We start from the raw sequence: 19,116 nt of genomic DNA on the forward strand, positions 1-19,116 counted from the left end.
CCGGCGCGGCGTCGAAAGATCGATCCAGCGGTGCGGCGTAGACTCCGGCCGACGGCCTTCCCAAGGAGCAGGCACAGGCATGCGCTTCCGATAAGTTATCCCGGAAGATTGCCGAAAATGATCTTCTCCATATTTTTCTGGAGGTAGTGCTGGCCCCGCACACTGGGGTGGTCGCCGTCCGGTCCGATCAGCTCTCCTGCCCGCCCCATGATCCACTGCTCCTGGATAGGGTCGACAAAGACGGCGTCTGCAGCCGTTGCGGCGGCGCGGGCCTGATCACGAACCTGGAGCCGGGCAGATTCCGGCTCGTCGGTATAGGAGGGTGGCCCTACCAGCACGACTCTGGCGTCCGGGGCCTTAGCCCGGATCTCAGTAATAGTGGCGGCGACGGCCTCTTTCAACTGGACGCCGCTGGTTCCCATGTCGTTCTCCGACCCGAAAACGAGGACCAGCCGCGTCTTCTTCTGAACGCTTGCGTCGACTTGGGACAGGAAGGTGCTGCCCCCGTCCCCGCTGCGCACATAGCCGCTCCCGTCCGTTGCGGCGTTGACGATCGAGAGAGGATGCAGTCCTCCCCTGGTGTCATCCTGCAGCAGCTTCGGCCACGCCATGTCCGGGCTCGTTCCGTGACCAGTGCTGAGCGAGTCACCGATGATCACTACCTGAGCTGTCGACGGACGCTTTGTGCCGGATTCCGATGCCGAGGGCAGCGTGGAGCCGGACGCCTGGTCCGCCCCGGGGAAGGCCGCGGGCGCGGCAGCCGCGGCACTGACTCCGATTGATCCGAGCGCCAGGAGGATGAGGGCTTTTCGCCGTGAGGTTGGTTTCAAGAAGCTGTCCTGCAAACGTGAGGCGGTCATGACCAAGGGCCCACGATATCAGCACGGGAAATCGTCGGCGGAAATCGGCGTGGCTTTTACCTTGTGGAGTCACCCGCGTCCCGGCCGGTCGAGCCGAGTTCGGGATGGAGATGTGTGATGCCGTCCGGGCGTAGCGTCCCAATCTCCTGGAGACGCGATCCTTTTCCGTTGGCCTCTAGACAGCGATGGCCGTCCTCTGTACGTTGTGGGATCCCCAGCTTCCTCTGCTGATGGAAAACGAGGAACTGAAAGACCATGAACAGCCGTGGACAGTTGCACCCTCTAAGGCGCGCAGGGACAACATTCGCAAAACTCACCGCCTGCATCCTTAGTGCCGTCGTGCTCGCCACCTGCGACCATTGCGTTCCCGGCAGCGGGATCGAGGAAGGCGATAACGCTACCGCCGGCCACTTCAGCGCTCAAGTCCTCGCGTCCAACGGCGACAGCGCCATCGACCCCGTCCTCGGTAGGTCCTACCGCATCGTCGGGCTAGCGAGTCCAGGCAACGGCGTCGTTCTCGCTGCATACGACGGCCGCCCGGATGGTGGCGACTCGCCCGCGCCCAACTCAATCATCCAGAGGCGCAGCACCGATGGCGGGAAGACCTGGGGTGCGCCAACATTCATTGCGCGCGGTCAGGTCGCCGGGCCTGGCGTCCCGCGTTATGGCTTCAGCGACCCCAGCTACGTCGTGGACCGGCAAACCGGCACGATCTTCAATTTCCACGTCTACTCGAAGGACGCGGGCTTCGGCAGCAGCAGACTCGGTAACAACGACGCCGACAGGCGTGTCATCAGTTCCGAGGTCTCCGTCTCGACCGACGGCGGCCAGACCTGGTCAACGGAGCCGGCGAACCGGCCAGCGCTGCCGATGACGTCCTCCTACGCCCCGGACTCCAGGTACTCGGCCTTCGCAGGGCCCCTCATCACGAGCGCTGTGAAGCCGGTGGGAACCACGGTCAACGGGGTGGCCAACGTGGGCGGCATCGTCGGTCAGTTCGCATCCTCAGGTGAGGGAATACAACTCCAGTACGGGCCCCACAAGGGCCGGCTCATTCAGCAGTTTGCCGGCAAGATCATCCAGGCGGACGGCTCGAAGCGGATCCAGGCCTACTCTGTCTACTCCGATGACCATGGCAGGAGCTGGCATATGGGAAAACCAGCGGGCAACAAGATGAACGAGAACAAAGTCGTCGAGCTATCCAACGGCGACGTGATGCTCAACTCCCGTGACAATGCAGGCGGCGGCGGTAGGCGGGTCGCGGTTTCGCACGACGGCGGCGAGACCTACGGCGCCGTCACCTATAACACCACGCTCACCGACCCACGCAACAACGGTTCGATCACGCGTATGTTCCCGGACGCGCCCGAGGGCTCGGCCGATGCACGGAAGCTCCTCTTCTCCAACGCCGACCACCCTCCGTTCGCCCGCAGGGACGGCACGATCCGCTATTCGTGCGACGACGGGGCGACCTGGAGTACTTCACGTGCTTTCGCGCCCGGCCTGCCAACTAGCTACTCAACCGTGACAGCACTCGGGAACGGGCAGTTCGGTGTCCTCTATGAGGGTACGAATGACGCAATCACCTTCAACACGTTCGACGCCCGGTGGCTCGGGCCGTTGTGCGGGACCCTCTCGGCCGACGCCGTTGCCGTGCCGCCCGGCGGCTCGGCCGATCTCACCTTGACCGTGACGAACCGCGGTGACCAAGCTTTCTCGCGCGGCACTCTCTCCTTGTCGCTTCGCGCCGGCTGGACCGCGACGGAGGCGACCGTTCCAGACCTCCCTGCCGGACAGTCCGCGACCGTAACCGTCCGCGTGACCGCACCGGTCACGGCGAGGGGCAAGACCACCAAGGGCCACGCCGAGTTCACCACTGCAGAAGGACACATGGACGCTAAGGTCCCCGTATCGGTCACCCGGCATCCCGGGCCAAGGCCGGAAAAACGGCCAGGCATCTGGACAGATCAGAAGGCGGGTCACTTCTTCAGGGCAATCTCGCCATAACTCGCGGGCCTGCGCGCAGGCTGAGGGCCGGTGATATCACGGATCAGCCGCGCCGTATGGCGCACAGACCAGTTAGGCAGGTACGCCTCGGCAAGGGCGCGGCCGATCAGCGGCAGCGCCAACGGATCCTGGTACAGGATGAAGAGGGTCCGGTGCTGGGGCTGGAAGCGTTGCTTGAAGGCCGCCAAGGACCGGAATCCGTAGACCGGCTCAAGCACGTCGCCGAGCCAGCGCAGGACGCGGCCCGCCGTCCCGCCGTCGTCCGCCACTGTGGCGCCTTTGCCGGGCAGCCCGGCCCCCGCAGAGGGAAAGACTTCCGCCTGGCGGGGCACCAGCGCCGTCGCGGGAACCAAGGGTGAACCGGACAACGAAATCTCGGCCATGCTGTCCTTAAAGTGGAGCACCGCCGATGCGATCAGGAACTCCATGACACCGTTAAAACAGTCCTCGCGGCGCCTCATGAAATCCAGGGTGCGGCTGACCACTTCCCCGTTGCGGAAGACCGGCAGCCAGCTGGTGACACCGAGGACCGCGCCCTCAGGATCTACGGCGAGGCAGAGCAGCACATGGTCGTCCTTGAGTTGCTCCACACCCCCGAGGGTGAAACCCATTTCCGGGAGTGCCCGGGAGTAGGCCCACCGCTCCGAAATATCGTGGACCTGGCTCCGCAGTCCGTCAGGGAGCCCGCTGTAGACGCCCCAGTGGGCAGTAATTCCGAGCCTTCGGGCTTTATTCATGGCGGTGCGGACGCTTTGCCACTCCCTGCCGCGGAAATCGATTCCAGTCAAGGGAAGCACCGTCTCCTGGGCTACCTCCATGCCCCTGAAGCCCAGCGACCTGAGTTCTGCCCAGTGGGCGTCGGCGACGGAGTACCAACACGGCGTCAGGGACTGCTCGGCACAGTACCCCGTGAATTCGCGGACGGCGTCGGCGAAGTCGCACTCCCTCCCGAACGGACCTCCTGCCGTCAGGGCGATGCCGTGATGCAGTTGGTAGGCGATTCCCACCGTTCCCGCACGGTTAAACCAGTAGCTGTTGTTGGGCCACAACGCCATCCAGGACAGCGAGCCGCCGCCCTGGAACACCAGGCGCCGGGCCAGGGAGCGGTGATCGTCTACCCGGTGGTCCCAGAGGCGCCGCTTGGTAAAGATGACCAGGACGGCGGCCAGGCAGATCAGCCAAAAAGCTGCTCCGCCGTAACTGAAAATCAACGACGACCAATAGCCGCGAGGGTGCACCGAGACGGAATACTTGAAGGAAAAGGGATACGGCAGGAACATCCGAGGCAGGGTTGTTCCCAACGACAGGAGGCCGGCGCGGTGCCGGTTGTTTCCCTCTGCGAACCACGCGAGGACGTAGAGGGCGACAAATGCGGCAAAGATGCCGGGCACCAAGACCAGTGCGCGGCGTCCGAGCGCGGGATCCGTGTCCACGGGAAAATGGCGCCGGTTGAAAAACAGCGCGGTGGCGATCAGCAGTGGCACCAGTACCACCGGCAGGATCTCCACGATGCCCGAGTCGACAGGAATCCTGCGGCTCCCGTTCCTGACGTAGACGCCAAAGTGGGCAAATAGCTGTAGGTAGATAGCAGAGAGCACGCCGACGGCGAGATGGGCAACCGTGGCTATCCACAACGCTACCCGGCTCCCCCGGCGCAGCCCCTCCGCACATGCCAGCAGCAGGAGCAAGGGAACCACGGAGAGGGCGGCGCCGCCGGGGCCGTGCAAGCCGGGACTGTGCATGATCTGGGAGCAGCCCGCATTCACGGCTGCGGCGCAGTCGCTCTGGAGCTCGCCCAGGGTGGGCACCGGATTGACAATCAGGTTCCGGAGAGCGGCAAGGGGGCCGATAGGCGCCTGGGACAGCCCGGCCAGCACCGGGCCGGCGGCGAATACTGCCACGGTCATGGCCAGCGTCGAGCGAACGTCGCGGCCGGTCCACACCGCGCCCGGCGGGTATACAACGTTCGCGCGCGAAGCGGCGCCGTTCGCGGCACGTCGGGTGGTGGCCTTGGCGGCGGCCCTGGACCTGGCTGTGGCAGCGGCCCAGCCGCTTGCCAGGCCGCTGAGCACCCCCAAAAATGCGAGCACGTTCTGGGGGTGACCTACGTACAGCAGGAGCATGATGGTCACGGCAAGGCCGAGTGACCGCAGGCGGCGACGCCACAAGGGACTGATTCCGGGACTCGCAGCCATTACGGCAGCCAGGGAGCCGGCGAACGGACCCGCCAGGGCCGGGTGCTGCATGGAGCTCAGCCAGCTGCTGCCGAGCTCGTCGCCGGCCGCCACACTCCCTACGAACAGGAAGACGGCTGCAAGGTGGCCGGCCATTACGGCGGCCAAAGCCCGGCCGCTTCCCAGCGTGGTTTCGGCAAACCCGACACACAGGAGAAGCACCACAGTGGCCAGGACATAGGACGCAACGCCGCCGGGAAACAGCAGGCTGGCAAGAGCGGGTCCCCATTCACCCCGTGTCAGGGTGTCGGGGCCGATGGCAACGAACGGACCGAGGGCCTGCGGGGGGCCGGAAACCAGGGATCCCGTGGCGGCTCCGGCGGACCACAAGAGAACGATAAGCAGCCAGGTCAGCGGTATTCGACGCAAGCCGTACCGCGGCAGCGGCTGGGCCCGATGTGCTCCTGCCTGCCGCTTCACACGTCCGTCGGGGCGGACCGGTGTGCTGCTCGTAGGCTTCATGTCACCCGTCACTTCCAGTGCGGCAGCGTAGCCCGGCTCAGCGGCACGGCTACGGCACGCCTGAAGCATATTCCCCTTCGGGCGGCACTTCGGGAGTAGGCAATACTCGCTTTTTTGGGGCGGATGTACAGGGCGCCACTCAGGTGCTACGTGGATGCTACGCTCCGGCGGCTGCTTCGGCCGCGGCGCTCATCCGATGACGCCCCGCAGCAGCCTGGCCGTGTGCCGGATGGACATGGTGGGCATGTAGGCCTCGGTCAGCGCGCGTCCAATTACCGGCAACGCCAGGGGGTCGTGATACATCATGTACAGCGTGCGGTGCCGCGGGTGGAAGCGCTGTTTGAAGGCAGCGAGCGACCGGAAACCGTACGCCGGTTCCAGGGCCCCGCCCAGCCAGTCCAGGAAGCGGCCGACCGCGGCGCCGTCGGACGGCTCGCGCGCCGGATCACCACGTGGTACCGGCGCCAGAGGCGACCCGGACAGGGAAATTTCCTCCATCGTTCCGTCAAAATGCAGTACGGCCGAGGCAATCAGGAATTCCATCACGCCCTTGAAGCCGTCCGGACTCCGCCGCATGAAATCGAGCGTCCGGCCGGTGACGACGCCGGCTGTGAACACCGGAAGCCAGCTGGTGACGCCGTGGACCTTGCCGGCGTCATCCACGGCCAGGCACAGCAACACGTTTTCGTCCTTGAGTTCCTCAACGCCGCCCAGCGTGAATCCCATTTCCGGCAACGTCTTCTCGGAAACCCACTCTTCCGAGATTTCGTGGACCTGAGTCCGCAGTGGTCCGGACAGCTCGCCGTAGGTACTCCACCGGGCCTCGACGGAGAGCCTCCGGGCTTTGTTGAGGGCGGTGCGGACCCCCTGCCATTCCTTGCCCTTGAACTCAATGTTGCCCAGCGGCAGCAGGGTCTCCTCGGCCACCCGCACGCGGCTGAATCCGAGCCCGCGCAGCAGGTTCCAGTGTTCATCAGTGACGGAATACCAGCACGGTGAAAGCGACTGCTCGGCGCAGAAGGCGGTGAACCCCTCAACGGCCCTCTCGAAGTCGGCGGACGCGCCGAATGGTCCGCCCACCGTCAAGGCCACGTTGTAGTGGAGCTGGTAGGCGACACCGACGGTCTCCGCCTCGTTGAACCAGTACCGGTTGTTGGGCCAGAGTGCCATCCAGGACAGTGATCCCCCGCCCTGGCGCACCAGCCGTCGGGCCAGCGAGATCCCGCTGTCTGCGCGGAGGTCCCGGAGCTTGCGGCTGACGAACATGGCGAGGATGCTCATCAGGCAGACGAGCCAGAACACGGCGCCGCCGTAGCTGAAGATCAGCGGCGACCATACGCCGTGCGGGTACACCGACACGGAATACCGGAAGGAAAAAGGGTAGGGAAGGAACATCCTCGGCAGGGTGGCCAGAAGGGCCAGCAGGCCGGCCCGGTGGTGGTAGTTATCCTCGGCAAACCATGCCACCACATAGCCCGTGACGAAAACCGCGAAGACGCCGGCCAGCAGGATAAGTGACCGACGCCCCAGAACCGGATCGGCGTCGACGTTGAAGTGCCGCCGCGCCGCAAACAGCGCGGCGGCTATGAGCAGAGGCACCAGCATAACCGGGAGGACCTCCGCGATCCCCGAGTCCACCGAGAGCACCCGCGACCCGCTCCGCACGGATGTCCCGAACTGGGCGAAGAGCTGCAGGTAGATGGCCGAAAGGACGCCGATCACCAGATGGACGGAAATTGCCACCCAGAGGGCAGCCCGGTTTCCCCGGCGCAGCCCTTCCGCGCACACCAGCAGCAGCACGAGGGGCACCAGGGACAGGGCCTCACCGCCAGGGCCGCGCAACCCGGGGCTGTGGATGATCTGGAGGCAGGAAAGGTCGACGGCGGCCGAGCAGCTCGCCTGGAGATCGTTGATGGTGGGGATCGGGTTGACAATCAGGTTCCTGAGCACAGCGAGCGGCCCCGAGGGTGCCTTCGCCAGGCTGGCAAGGACCGGGCCGGCCGCGAAGACCGCGACGACCATTGACAGCAGTGCCCTGACTTCGCGGCTCGTGGAGCGGATGTAGTGGGCGGAGCCGTGCCGGCCGCCAATCAGGGCGCCGATCCCGAGTCCGCATGCCACACCGAGCACGCTGTCCAGGTTTTGCGGATGCCCGATATATAGCAGGAGCATTACGGTTACGGCGATGCTGACGGATCGGATCCTCCGGCGCCAGAGGGCGCTGATCCGCGGACTCGCCGCCAGGACGGCGGCCAGCGACCCGGCAAACGGCCCCATTGGGCCCGGATGGCGGAGCGTGGACAGCCATTCGCTGCCCATGGCCGTTCCGAGTTCGACCACCGCAAAGTACAACAGCAGTGCGCCGAGGTGCCCGACGACGAACGCCACGGCGGTCCGGCCAACGCCAATCGTTACTTCGGCCAGACCGACGCACCCCAGGACGACGGCGGTCGCCAATACGTAGGAAGCAAAAGGGCCGGGGAAGAACACGGAGGTGAACATGGACAACCACTGGCCGCCCATCAGCTGGTCCGGACCTGCCGAGACGGCCGCGCCCAGCGGCGCCGGTGGCCCTGACGACACCGAGCCTGTGACAAGTCCAACCGTCCACAACAGCACAGCCATGGCCAGCGCCAAGGGGATCCTGATGATGCTCCGGCCGAGCCGCCTTAGCAACCGGCCCGGGAGGCTCCGCCAGACGGTCGACCAGCGCGCAGGGGAACGGGCCGGGGCGTCTGCGGCAGCGCGGTCGGCCGAGGGGACTTCGTCAACGCCGGCCTCCGACAGGCCGACGCTGCGCCGTGGTGCAGGCAACAACAACCTCCGACATCGGGCCAACCCGGGACATAGAACGTCTTAGGGCGTTCCGAGCCTTTGCGGACTCGAACAGCGTCCCGTAGGACTGTCCACAGAGTACGCCCGCAAGCTGGGGAGATCCCGGGAATTGCAGCTCTAGGGATGCTATGGCTCCGCGCGGCCGCCAGGGAGCGGGAGGGAGTGCCGGCGTCGTTCCGAACGTGGCTTGGGTGCTAGTTGTCCTGCAGGAGTTCGAGATCTTCCTCGTCGTCGACGTCTTCGCTTTCGTCCTCGTCATCTTCTTCGTCGATGACCTCAAGGGGCGTCACTTCGCCATACGCTTCATAGAGGGAGTCGTCGTAGACTTCAAAAGCATCGGCGACGGCGAAGAAGGCCGCTTCGACCGCGGGATCCCCGTCTCCCCGCCGCGCCGCGGCAGCGGCCAGGTGTTCTTCGAGGGCGGCGGTTAGGGACTGAAGCGCGACACGCGGATCGATGCTCATGACTTCACGTTAGCCCGAAAAAGACGAAAATGGAGAGCAATGAAGGAACATTTTCTGAGCAGCTCGGTCCGTCGGGAGCGGGACTACGCACGTCAGTACGAGTACCTCGTGCTGACGGTCAGCCCTGAGGATTCGCTGCCCGAGGCCCGCCGTATCCTCGCCGCACACTCCGAGTACGGCAAATGGGAACTCGAGCGCAGCGTCCTCTATGTCGGCGGCGGACGCCGCTTCTGGCTCCGCCGGAAGGTCATCCAGGTCCAACGGACCGTGTAGGCAGCGCTGGCGATCGTCTAGGACTCCAGCGGGCCAAGCCAGGCGTTGGCCACGGTATTGTGCGCGGACTCGTCGTCGGACGGATGGAACATTCCGGCCAGCACGTCCCGATAGAGCCGTTCAAGCTCGGAACCACGGAAATAGCTCGAACCGCCGGAAACCCTGATCGCCAGATCCACGACGGTGCGCGCGGTCTCGGTGGCGCGCACCTTAACCCCGACGAGCTTCGGGAACCACTGGTGGCCGTGGTCCGCGAGGGCATCGACGTCGGACGCCACGGTGGCGAGTTGCGGGTAGAGCGCGTCCATCGCCATCGCCGTTTCCGCGACTTTCCAACGGATGTCGGGATCCTGGGCGTAGCTGCGGCCCCCGTTCTTGAACGAGGTGCGGCGCTTGACCGCCTCGACGCCGAGTTGCAGCGCCCGCTCCCCGATCCCCGTATAGACCGCCGCCAGGAGGGTCTCGAAGCAGGCGAAAATGGCGAAGATCAGCGGATCTGCGTTCGGGCCTACGGGGAGCTTGCGGAAGACCCGCTCCGGCGGCACCACAGCGCCCTCCAGCACCGTGGTGTTGGACTGGCTGGCCCGCATTCCCAGGGTGTCCCAGTCGGGCAGGATTTGGTAGCCCGGGGTCTCACGGTCAATGAAGCCGTGCACCAGTTCGCCCTCGCCGCCGCGCGCCGCAGCGTCCTTGCCGAAAATTCCCAGCCGGGTCCAGGCCGGAGAGAGGCTGGTGAAGATCTTCCGCCCGGTAAAGCCGTAGCTTCCGTCCGGCAGCGGCGTCGCCTCGGTCCTCGAGTCGAAGAGCACGGAATCGTTGCCCGCTTCGGAATTGCCGAACGCGAAGATCTCGCCCTCCGCCGCCTCCTGCAGGACGAAGTCCAGCGAGGAATCGCCCCGTGCGGCCAGGACGTGCGCGACGCCGGTCCACACCAGGTGCATATTAATCGCCAGCGCGGTGGCCGGGGCTGCCGTGGCCAGCCGCCGCTGCAGCTGTGCTGCCCCGGCGAGCCCCAGGCCCAGGCCGCCGTCGGACACGGGGACGAAGATCTTCAGGTAGCCGACGTCCGCAAGCTCGCGGAGGTCCTCAGTGAAGAACGCGTTGTCCCGGTCATAGCCGGCCGCGCGGGCGCGGATTCGCTCCAGCAGGGCGTCGGGCAGGATGTCTTCGGGCGTCATGTCTGTGGGGGCCATTCCTGTGAGGTGCCTCTCAGTAGTTGCTCAGGAGGGTGTTCAGCACGCGGGCGCCGAACTTCAGCGAGTCGGCCGGAACCCGCTCGTCCACTCCGTGGAACATGCCGGTAAAGTCCAGCTCGTCCGGGAGCATGAGCGGCGCGAAGCCGTACCCGGTGATGCCGAGCCGGCTCAGGGCCTTGTTGTCAGTGCCGCCGGAGAGCGTGTACGGCAGGACCTTCGCACCGGGGTCCTCGGAGTGCAGCGCGTCGATCATAGAGTCCACCAGGTTGCCGGCGAACGGGACTTCGAGCGAGACGTCCTGGTGGACGTAGCTGACGTCCACGCCGGTGCCCGCCAGTTCGCGGACGATCTCGAGGACCTGTTCCTGCTGGCCGGGCAGCGTCCGGCAGTCCACCAGGGCTTCGGCCGATTCAGGGATGACATTGTGCTTGTAGCCGCCCTTGAGCAGGGTGGGATTGGTGGTGTTCTGCAGGGTGGCGCCGACAAAGCGGGCAACGGTGCCGAGCTCCTTGAGGATCTTGTCCGGGTCGTCGGGGTCGAATTCGACGCCGGTGAGTTCCGTCACACCGTCGAGGAACTGCCGGGTGGTGGGTGTCAGCTCCACCGGCCACCGGTACTCGCCGATCCGTGAAACGGCGCTGGCGAGCCGGGTCACCGCATTGTCGGTGTTGATCTGGGAGCCGTGGCCGGCGCGGCCGTGGGCCACCAGCCGCAGCCAGGAGAGGCCCTTCTCCGCGGTCTGCAGCAGGTAGGTGCGCTGGCCCCCGATCGTGGCCGAGAACCCGCCGACTTCGGAGATCGCCTCGGTGGCGCCCTCGAAGAGTTCGGGCCGGTGTTCAACGGCGTAGCCGGCGCCGTACTTACCCCCGGCCTCCTCGTCGGCGAAGAAAGCGAAGATCAGGTCGCGCTTGGGCTTACGGCCGGTGCGGGCGAAATCCCGCAGGACGGAAAGGATCATGGCGTCCATGTCCTTCATGTCCACGGCGCCGCGGCCCCAGATCAGGCCGTCCTTGAGTTCGCCCCCGAACGGGTCAACGGACCACTGCTCGCGCAGCGCCGGAACGACGTCGAGGTGGCCGTGGACCACCAGGGCGCTGGCCGACGGGTCCTCGCCCGCCATCCGCGTGACCACGCTGGCGCGGCCCGGCGCCGATTCGAAGATTTCGGCGTCCAGCCCGACCTCGGTGATGAGGCCGGCGGTGTACTCCGCTGCGGCCCGCTCCCCCGGCCCTGAACCATCACCGTAGTTGGACGTGTCGATCCGGATCAGTTCCTGGCAGATCCGGACAACCTCATCTTCGGGCCGAACGTCAGTCATATCGCTCCTCGTGGCAGTGGCTGTGTATTGGCTTCAGCCTACCCACTGGCCCCGATTATTTGTTTCCGGAATCTTCGTGCTAGAGTCTTTCTCGCTGCTTCCGAGAAAAGCAAAACGCTGAAAGGCGAAATTGTTCCCGGAAATACCACCTGCGCGGGTGGCGGAATGGCAGACGCGCTAGCTTGAGGTGCTAGTCCTCGAAAGGGGGTGGGGGTTCAAGTCCCCCTCCGCGCACATGGGAAAACCCCTGGAATCCACGGATTCCAGGGGTTTTTTGTGCTTAAATAGCTGTCCGCTGGCAAGGGGGCCCGAGGATGCATGGCGAGGCGTCCACCCGACCAGGGAAACGCCCGCTGGCTCGGGCGCACTTGTCGTCAGAAACCGGCGCGGACACCGGCAGGCGACGAAGGCGTTTGCCAACGCCGTCGAGGCGAAGCCGCCGGATAGATTCCCGACCGCCGTCGACCAGTCCCGGCTATAGTCAGCACCACTGGCTGTGTACGATACTGGTCATTGCCTGAGCCGTGGCAGAGCTCCGATGACGCCGAAGGTCTCGGCGAATGTGGCGATTATCGAGGGAGAGCAAACATGTCCGAACCCGGTCAGGCTCCGAGAGCCAGACGGCGCACCACCGGCATCGTAGTCGCCGCCGTCGCGCTGGCGTCCCTGGTGGTTCTGCTGATTGTCACGCAAGCCAGCCCCAGTGCGGGCCGGCCCGACGCTCAGGGCAGTTCTTCGCAGGCTGGCGCGCTCCCGACGGCGTCCGGTTCTGCCGCTGCGGCCGCCAAGCCTTCGGCAGACCCGTCGGCCAGCGCTACACCCGCCGTTGCTGTTCCGGCCCCTGTGGCGGCGTCGGTGGCGAAAAACGCTGCCGCGTATGTGGGCAGGACGGCCGCGGTGCTGGCCAAGGTGACCCCGCCGTCCAAGGCCGAGCTTTCCGCGGTGGCCACCGGCTCCGCCTACGACTCCCTGATGGCAAGAACCACAGAGTTCGAGGCCAACGGCTGGCACCTCGAGGGCAAACCGAAAGTAGTGTCAACTAAGGTGGTCCGCTACCAGCCGAGCGCAAAGCCGCCGACCGTCACCCTCAACGTGTGTATCGATTCCTCGGCTGTTTCCGTGCTGACGAAGGCCGGAGTGACGGTCCAGAAAGGCAGCGCCAAGGACCGGTCCTTGAACGTCATGACGCTGGTGCAGTCCCCGATGCGGACCTGGCTCGTCAGTGAAGTGACCTTCCCGGACAACCCGGCTTGCTGATTCCCTGAGCCGTCCGACGGCGGAGAACCCTGCCCTGCGTCAGCCCCCGCGGTCCAGGCTGACCGACCGTACGCTCAACCGCCGGGCAGTCCGGGACGGCGACACACTCCCCCAGCCGCGCAGAAAAGGACCCGCCGGCCGCTGATACAGCAGCCGACGGGTCCATCTGGTGCTCATAGCGGGGCGTGATCCCCCGCTGCGGCTCAGGGCTGTTTGGTCATCGTAGCCTTGAGATCGAAGCTGACATCGGGTGTCGAGCGGTAGTTCAGATGGGTTTCCACCGCGATGGTGTTGATGCCTGCCACCAGCACGGACAGCGGCACGTCGATGGACAGCGGCGCCGCGTTGGCTTTGGCTGTGCTGATCGCGGTTGACGCGTACGTTGAGAACGTCACCGGCCCGGCCGGCATATTCTGCCGGGCAACCTCCGTTCCGTTGACGTACACCACCACCCCGTCGTCAGCCACAGTGTTCAGCGTCAGCTTCGAGACCTTGGTGAGGTTGTCCACATTGAACTGATTGAGGAAGTAGGCTGCCAGCGGCCGGCTGCTGGTCGGTGGCTGCACATCGATGTTCGTTCCCAGGCCTGTTGAGCCGAACCCGAGAACCGCATTGCCGATCTTCCACGAGGAGGCATCAAACCCGTTGGTCTTCCACGCGGCATCCGGCGCCGTTGAGGCGTAGCGCCAGCTCCAGGGAGACTTCGCCGGCACCACGGCCACATCCACCGGCCCCGTCACCGAGGTGACTGTCACCGGAGCCGTTGCCACACCGGTTGCGCCCTTGTTATCCGTAGCCGTGAGCGTGACCGTGTACGTCCCAGCGGCGGCATAGGTGTGCGTGGCCGTGATACCTGTCCCGGTGGTGTTGTCACCATAATTCCAGGCATACGATGCCACCGTCCCGTCAGGATCGGCCGACGTGGACCCGTCCAGCGCAACCCCCAGTCCCGAAACCGTCGAGGTGAATTTGGCGACCGGGGCCTGGTTCGGCACCGTCCCGCCGACCGTTGCAGTGGCGTTCAGGTCGAAGCTGATGTCGGCCGTAGCGCGGTAGTTCAGGTGCGTCTCGACGGCGATCGTGTTGGCACCGTTCCGAAGCAGGACCACCGGCACATCCATCGTCACCGGGCTGGCCGCGGCCACCGAGGTGCGAGGTGCGCTCGATGCGTAGGTATTGAACGTCACGGTGCCGGCAGGCATATTGCTCCTGCCCACCTCGGTTCCGTTGACGTACACCACCACGCCGTCGTCGGCGACCGTCTTAAGCGTCAGCTTGGAAACGCTGGCCGCGTTATCCACCGTGAACGTCTTGATGAAGTAGGCAGCAAGCGGTCGCGTGCTGGTTCCGGTGCTGACGTCGACATTAGTACCCAGGCCCGTGGAGCCGAAGCCCAGGACGCCGTTTCCGGTCTTCCAGGACGAGGCGTCGAAGCCTTGTCCCTTCCAGCCGGCGGGAGGCGCGGTGGCTTCGTAGCGCCAGCTCCATGCGGATTTGGCCGGAACAGCCACCACGTCCACCGGTGCCGGCGCCGCCACGGACACCTGGTCCGTCTTCTCACCCGTCGCGCTCTGGTTGTCGGTCACGGTGAGCTTCACCGTGTAGGTTCCGGCAGCCGCATACGTGTGGGTCGCCGTCGCACCCTGACCATTGGACCCGTCTCCGAAGTCCCAGGCGTAGGAGTCAACCGTGCCATCCGAATCCGAGGAGCCGGACCCGTCCACCGTGATGCCCAGATCCTTCACCGTCGAAGTGAACGATGCCACCGGCACCTTATTCACCGGCGGAGCCGTCACGGTCACCTGGTCCGTCTTCTCACCCGTCGCGCTCTGGTTGTCGGTCACGGTGAGCTTCACCGTGTAGGTTCCGGCAGCCGCATACGTGTGGGTCGCCGTCGCACCCTGACCAWTGGACCCGTCACCGAAGTCCCAGGCGTAGGAGTCAACCGTGCCATCCGAATCCGAGGAGCCGGACCCGTCCACCGTGATGCCCAGATCCTTCACCGTCGAAGTGAACGATGCCACCGGCACCTTATTCACCGGCGGCACGGTGGTGCCGAGTTCGTGGTGCTTGGCCACCTGCGCCGCCGTCAGTGCCGACGGGTAGACGGCAGCCTCGTCGAGGGTGCCGGCGAAGAACGAACTGCTGGAACCCCAGGTCGTATCGCCGCCGATCCGCCAGTAGCCCGTGTAGTCCTGGGCCGCCGTCTGCGGATTGGTTCCCACCTCGGCACCGTCCACGTAGAGGACCATGCCGTTGGAAGACTGCGTGGCCACCACCGAGTGCCACAGCCCGTCGTTGTAGGCAGCAGGCGTGGTGATCGTATTCATTTGACCTGTCCACGTTCCGAACACCAAATGGCCGTCATCCTGCATGTACACATGCCGGTCGTAATTGTCCGAGGTTCCCGTCGCGCGATTTCCGAACCCGATCAGCTTCCCGCCCCGGGTGGTGGTGGTGTTGAACCAAACCTCCAGGGAGTAGGTTGACGGATTCGTGAAGGAGCTGCGGCTGGCGACCAGGCCGGAGTCGCCGTCAAAGGTGGCCGCGGTGCTTGCCCCTCCCGCCAGCGCCCCGGCAGCTCCCAGGGTGACGCCGCCCGAGTAGTCTCCGGCGCTGCCGGCCGGGCTGGAGTCCTGCGCGGTGGTGCCGTCGCTTTCACCCACCCGGTAGTACAGCGTGGGGTTATCGCCGTAGATGGCGGCCCCGTAGGCATCCGCCGGTGCTGGCCGCGTGATCGCCACCGGGTGGCTGACGGAGGATGTCAGTCCAAGGTCGTCGGTCAGGGTCAGTGTGACCTGGTAGGTGCCGGCCGAGGGAAAGGCGTGGGTGGTGGTTACGCCCGTGCCTGTCGTGCCGTCGCCGAAGTCCCACGCGTAGCTGGCGATGCTGCCATCATCGGTGGAGCCGGAGGCGTCCAGAGCCGCCGAGTCCGCGCTGACCGCAGAGCTGAAGGACGCTGCCGGAGCCAGGTTGCCGCCGCCGAGGTGGTAGTGCTGGGCCACCTTTGCCGCCGTCAGTGCCGCCGGATAGACGGCCGCCTCATCGAGGGTTCCGGCGAAGAACGGGCTGCTGGAACCCCAGGTCGTGTCGCCGCCGATCCGCCAGTACCCGGCGTAGGGCTGGGCCTGGGTTTGCGGATTCGTCCCCACTCTCGCACCGTCCACGTAAAGGGCCATGCCGTCGGAGGACTGCGTGGCCGCCATCAGGTGCCACTTGCCGTCGTTGTAGGCGACGGGGCTGGTAATGGTGTTCGGCTGGCCAGTCCAGGTGCCGAACACCAGCCGGCCGTCGTCCTGCATGTACACGTGCCGGTCATAGTTGTTGGAGGTTCCGGTTGCTTGGTCCCCGAAGCCGATCAGCTTGCCGCCCTGGGTGGTGGTGGTGTTGAACCACAGCTCCAGTGAGTAGGTGCTGGGGTTGTCGTAGCTCTTTTGGCTGGCCACCAGGCCGGATGTGCCGTCAAAGGTGGCGGCGGTGTCCGGCAGGCCCGGCAGTCCCCCGGCGGAGCCGAGGGCCACGCCGCCCGAATACGTCCCCGGGCTATCCGAGCTGCCTGAATCCGCCGCGGTGGTGCCGCTGCCGTCGCCCAACCGGTAGTAGAGTGTGGGATTCTCACCGTAAACGGCAGCTCCGTAGGCATCCTTCGGGGCAGGCTGCACAATCGTCAGCGTCTTCGTCAGGCCCGCTCGTTCGCCGCCGTTGTCGGTGACCACCAAACGGACCTGGTAGGTCCCGGCTGCGGCGTAGGTGTGGCTGACGGTGGCGCCGGATCCGGTGGTGCCGTCGCCGAAGTTCCAGGCATAGTCGGCAATACTCCCGTTGTCGGTTGAAGCCGAGGCGTCGAAGGTTTCGATCCAGCCGTCGGCGGCGGAGGTGAAGGCGGCCACGGGCGAGGGATTTCCACCGCTGGTGACCACCGCCGGCGAGCTGGCGGAAAGGTTGCCGGCGGCGTCCACCGCCCGCACGAAGAACCGGTTTTCCCCGCCCTTCGGGACGGTCATGCTCGTCCCGGTGGTGGTGGCGACAACGCGGTCGTTACGCAGGATCTGGTAGGAAACGCTGCCGCTGTTGTCCGTAGCGGCGCCCCACGTCAGCTTCACCGTCGTGGATCCGTCCGACGACGGCGTCACGTTGGCTGGGGTGGTAGGGGCGGTCGCGTCCGTCTGCGGGAATCGCGCGAAGCCTCCCGCCCACCTCGACACCGAAGTTCGCGTTGCCGCGGTGGCTATGTCTCCTCCTGCCCACAAGGTGCCATTGCTGTCCACCACGGACGCCCACACACCTTCCGCCTTCTTGGCACAGGTGATGGTCGGGCTGAAGGTGGGGACAATCTGGCCGGTCCCCGCGTCCCACGCGCCAATATAGCTGAAGGCGTCGGCTTCGGTCCAGCCGGTTCCCACGTCCGGCCAGGTGAACGCGTTGGAATAGTTCCAGTCGTGGCCGTGCGAGCCGGCGTAGAGCATGCCGGTCGTGCTCGACGTCATCGTCTGGAAATCGCCGTGGTTCTTGCCAATGTTGCCCGAGAGCCGATCAAACGTCGAAGGGGAGAAACTGAAGAGCCCGTGCTCCGAGCCGCCAACCCAGACACGGTCACCGACGGCCCCCACGGTCTGCTGGTAATCCTTGGGGGCACTCCAGACCGGGTTCCACGCCGGGGTGGCCAACGGGGCGCCGGCAACGGTCTGCACGGCGGCAGCCCTCCGCGCAGTCATCCCATTGGCGTTGGAAAAGAAACCTGCGGCATAGACCCGGCTCCCGTCCGCGGACGGCGAGATGCCCATGACAGTCCCGTCCATGTTGGGGTTCCAGTCCGGGTCCGGTGTGCCGTCGGCCAGTGACACGCGGCCCAGGTCCCGCGCATAGGTGACCGCGGTCGGCTGGCTTCCTCCGCCGAGGTGGGTAAAAGCACCGCCCAGATAGAGCCACTTCCCGTTGACGGCCATATCCGTCACCCTCATGACGTCCCCTACGATGCGGTCTTCCACTACCGCCGACCAGTTCGTCGCCGTGGCACCTGTTGTGGGGTTGAGTGTCACGAGGGAGGGCGACGGTGCGCCGTTCACGGTGGTGAATGTGCCCCCGGCCACGACGTTGCCATTGGGCAGCACTGCGAGGGACATCACGGAGCCGTCAAACTTCGGGGCGAATCCAGGCAGCAGTTGGCCGGTAGTGACGTCGAATGCCGCCAGGAACGCCTGGGGGACCTTATCCGCCCCGGTGGAATTGGCGGTGCGCTGGACGGCGGTGAAGTTGCCGCCCACGTACATCGTGTTGCCGCTCTGGACGAACGCCTGTGACAGCACGTCGCCTTCGCGCTTCGGGGTCACCGGATCGGCCAGGCCCCAGGGGCTGTCCAGCGCCAAGGACGCCGCGACCGGCGCATTCGTTTTCACGGCGCTGCCGTTGTCACCGATGCGCGTGAACCCCGCGTCCAGGGAGGTAAATTGGGGACGGAGATACATCTCCGTGTAGGGACGGGCGGAGCCCTGCCCGTCCGTGGCCGACCACAGGTAGCTGGTGCTGCTGCTGGTGCCCGCGACTGTCGGGCCATAGGAGAAGCCCTGGGTGTAGCCCTGTGCCTGGTCCGTCAGCGAATTCGTGTAGATCCGCTGGTAAGCATCGTCGGCCCCGAAGTTGGACGTCAGCCCTCCGCCGCCGCGCACGCCGTTGAAGGAATACCAGGCCACCTGGTGCTCCGCGCTGAACGTCCAGACCCAGCGGTCTTGCTTGTTCGTATTGAAGCGGGCTTCCTGCCACTGCGTTCCGTCCGCATTCATGGCTCGTTTGAGCCGGATACCGTCGGCCAGGGCGTCCGGACGTCCGCCGTTGAGTAGAGCCTCCACCACAGTGGCCGAGTACTGCGTCGTCGCTGACGACATAGGGCTCAGTCCGGCAGTGCGCAGCGCCGACGGCGAGCCTTTCCCGTTGTTGTTGACTACCCAGCCCTCCCGGCCCTTGCCGATCAGGACCCAGCCGCCGCCGTCGGTGGTCATGTCGCAGTAGAACTGGGCGGGGGCATCCATGGCCGGCGTCAGCAGCCAATAGGTGCCGTCCGCGGCTGCGGGGTTGTCCTGCTTTATCTCCCAGCAGGAGGCCGCGGCCGTCGCTGCCGTCGATCCATTCCGCACCACCACCGGCGCCGCCGAGGCCGGTGACGGATTGGCCACCAGGGTCGAGAACACTATTGAAGCAATGGCCAGCGGGCCA

The 19,116-nt window shown here is 65.8% G+C and carries 10 protein-coding genes and 1 tRNA gene; 4 read left to right on the forward strand and 7 right to left on the reverse strand.

All coding sequences use genetic code 11. From position 1 onward, the window contains the following. Positions 1–95 precede the first annotated feature (95 nt). Positions 96–860 (reverse strand): SGNH/GDSL hydrolase family protein, encoded by a 765-nt coding sequence (locus tag AB4Y91_RS07475; protein ID WP_441417887.1) that lies wholly within the window; start codon positions 858–860, stop codon positions 96–98. Between the two features lie 255 nt (positions 861–1,115). On the opposite strand from AB4Y91_RS07475, the gene AB4Y91_RS07480 reads away from it, so the two are divergent. Then, a complete protein-coding gene (locus AB4Y91_RS07480; protein ID WP_441417800.1) occupies positions 1,116–2,867 on the forward strand; it encodes an exo-alpha-sialidase in 1,752 nt (583 codons plus the stop codon). Here AB4Y91_RS07480 and AB4Y91_RS07485 read toward each other — a convergent pair. The 3 genes from AB4Y91_RS07485 to AB4Y91_RS07495 all read right to left on the reverse strand — a co-directional run bounded on the left by AB4Y91_RS07485 (position 2,840) and on the right by AB4Y91_RS07495 (position 8,862). Then, positions 2,840–5,197: a bifunctional lysylphosphatidylglycerol flippase/synthetase MprF gene (locus AB4Y91_RS07485; RefSeq protein WP_441417801.1), complete on the reverse strand. Its 2,358-nt coding sequence runs from the start codon at positions 5,195–5,197 to the stop codon at positions 2,840–2,842. The genes AB4Y91_RS07480 and AB4Y91_RS07485 overlap by 28 nt on opposite strands. 555 nt (positions 5,198–5,752) lie before the next feature. Then, positions 5,753–8,377 carry a bifunctional lysylphosphatidylglycerol flippase/synthetase MprF gene (locus AB4Y91_RS07490; protein WP_441417802.1) on the reverse strand — a complete coding sequence of 875 codons (2,625 nt, stop codon included), beginning with the start codon at positions 8,375–8,377 and terminating at the stop codon, positions 5,753–5,755. A gap of 215 nt (positions 8,378–8,592) precedes the next feature. Beyond that, positions 8,593–8,862 (reverse strand): hypothetical protein, encoded by a 270-nt coding sequence (locus AB4Y91_RS07495; RefSeq protein ID WP_175323663.1) that lies wholly within the window; start codon positions 8,860–8,862, stop codon positions 8,593–8,595. Positions 8,863–8,901: 39 nt separating this feature from the next. Between AB4Y91_RS07495 and AB4Y91_RS07500 the strand changes: the two genes are divergently transcribed. Then, positions 8,902–9,135: a DUF5703 family protein gene (locus AB4Y91_RS07500; RefSeq protein ID WP_175323664.1), complete on the forward strand. Its 234-nt coding sequence runs from the start codon at positions 8,902–8,904 to the stop codon at positions 9,133–9,135. A 17-nt stretch (positions 9,136–9,152) separates the two neighbouring features. Here the strand turns inward: AB4Y91_RS07500 and AB4Y91_RS07505 are convergent, their stop codons facing one another. Both AB4Y91_RS07505 and AB4Y91_RS07510 read right to left on the reverse strand, forming a co-directional pair. After that, positions 9,153–10,313, reverse strand: a complete 1,161-nt coding sequence (locus tag AB4Y91_RS07505) for an acyl-CoA dehydrogenase family protein (protein ID WP_441417888.1) — start codon at positions 10,311–10,313, stop codon at positions 9,153–9,155. Positions 10,314–10,344: 31 nt separating this feature from the next. Then, the gene (locus AB4Y91_RS07510; RefSeq protein WP_441417803.1) at positions 10,345–11,649 is read right to left on the reverse strand and encodes a M20/M25/M40 family metallo-hydrolase; all 1,305 of its coding nucleotides are present in this window, start codon (positions 11,647–11,649) and stop codon (positions 10,345–10,347) included. Between the two features lie 151 nt (positions 11,650–11,800). On the opposite strand from AB4Y91_RS07510, the gene AB4Y91_RS07515 reads away from it, so the two are divergent. Together AB4Y91_RS07515 and AB4Y91_RS07520 are read left to right on the forward strand one after the other, a co-directional pair. Then, a tRNA-Leu gene (locus AB4Y91_RS07515) sits at positions 11,801–11,883 on the forward strand. 354 nt (positions 11,884–12,237) lie between these two features. Beyond that, positions 12,238–12,906 carry a hypothetical protein gene (locus tag AB4Y91_RS07520; RefSeq protein ID WP_441417804.1) on the forward strand — a complete coding sequence of 223 codons (669 nt, stop codon included), beginning with the start codon at positions 12,238–12,240 and terminating at the stop codon, positions 12,904–12,906. A gap of 203 nt (positions 12,907–13,109) precedes the next feature. On the opposite strand, the gene AB4Y91_RS07525 is transcribed toward AB4Y91_RS07520, so the two are convergent. Continuing rightward, a complete protein-coding gene (locus AB4Y91_RS07525) occupies positions 13,110–19,091 on the reverse strand; it encodes a PKD domain-containing protein (RefSeq protein ID WP_441417805.1) in 5,982 nt (1,993 codons plus the stop codon). Positions 19,092–19,116 lie beyond the last annotated feature (25 nt).

The organism is Arthrobacter sp. YAF16 (genome assembly GCF_052113385.1).
Classification (GTDB): domain Bacteria; phylum Actinomycetota; class Actinomycetes; order Actinomycetales; family Micrococcaceae; genus Arthrobacter.

What these genes read in the sequence shown, in the direction of transcription:
- AB4Y91_RS07475 (WP_441417887.1), bottom strand. Translation starts at nt 860, where the DNA reads ATGACCGCCTCACGTTTGCAGGACAGCTTCTTGAAACCAACCTCACGG.
- AB4Y91_RS07480 (WP_441417800.1), top strand. Translation starts at nt 1,116, where the DNA reads ATGAACAGCCGTGGACAGTTGCACCCTCTAAGGCGCGCAGGGACAACA.
- AB4Y91_RS07485 (WP_441417801.1), bottom strand. Translation starts at nt 5,197, where the DNA reads ATGGCCGGCCACCTTGCAGCCGTCTTCCTGTTCGTAGGGAGTGTGGCG.
- AB4Y91_RS07495 (WP_175323663.1), bottom strand. Translation starts at nt 8,862, where the DNA reads ATGAGCATCGATCCGCGTGTCGCGCTTCAGTCCCTAACCGCCGCCCTC.
- AB4Y91_RS07500 (WP_175323664.1), top strand. Translation starts at nt 8,902, where the DNA reads ATGAAGGAACATTTTCTGAGCAGCTCGGTCCGTCGGGAGCGGGACTAC.
- AB4Y91_RS07505 (WP_441417888.1), bottom strand. Translation starts at nt 10,313, where the DNA reads ATGACGCCCGAAGACATCCTGCCCGACGCCCTGCTGGAGCGAATCCGC.
- AB4Y91_RS07510 (WP_441417803.1), bottom strand. Translation starts at nt 11,649, where the DNA reads ATGACTGACGTTCGGCCCGAAGATGAGGTTGTCCGGATCTGCCAGGAA.
- AB4Y91_RS07520 (WP_441417804.1), top strand. Translation starts at nt 12,238, where the DNA reads ATGTCCGAACCCGGTCAGGCTCCGAGAGCCAGACGGCGCACCACCGGC.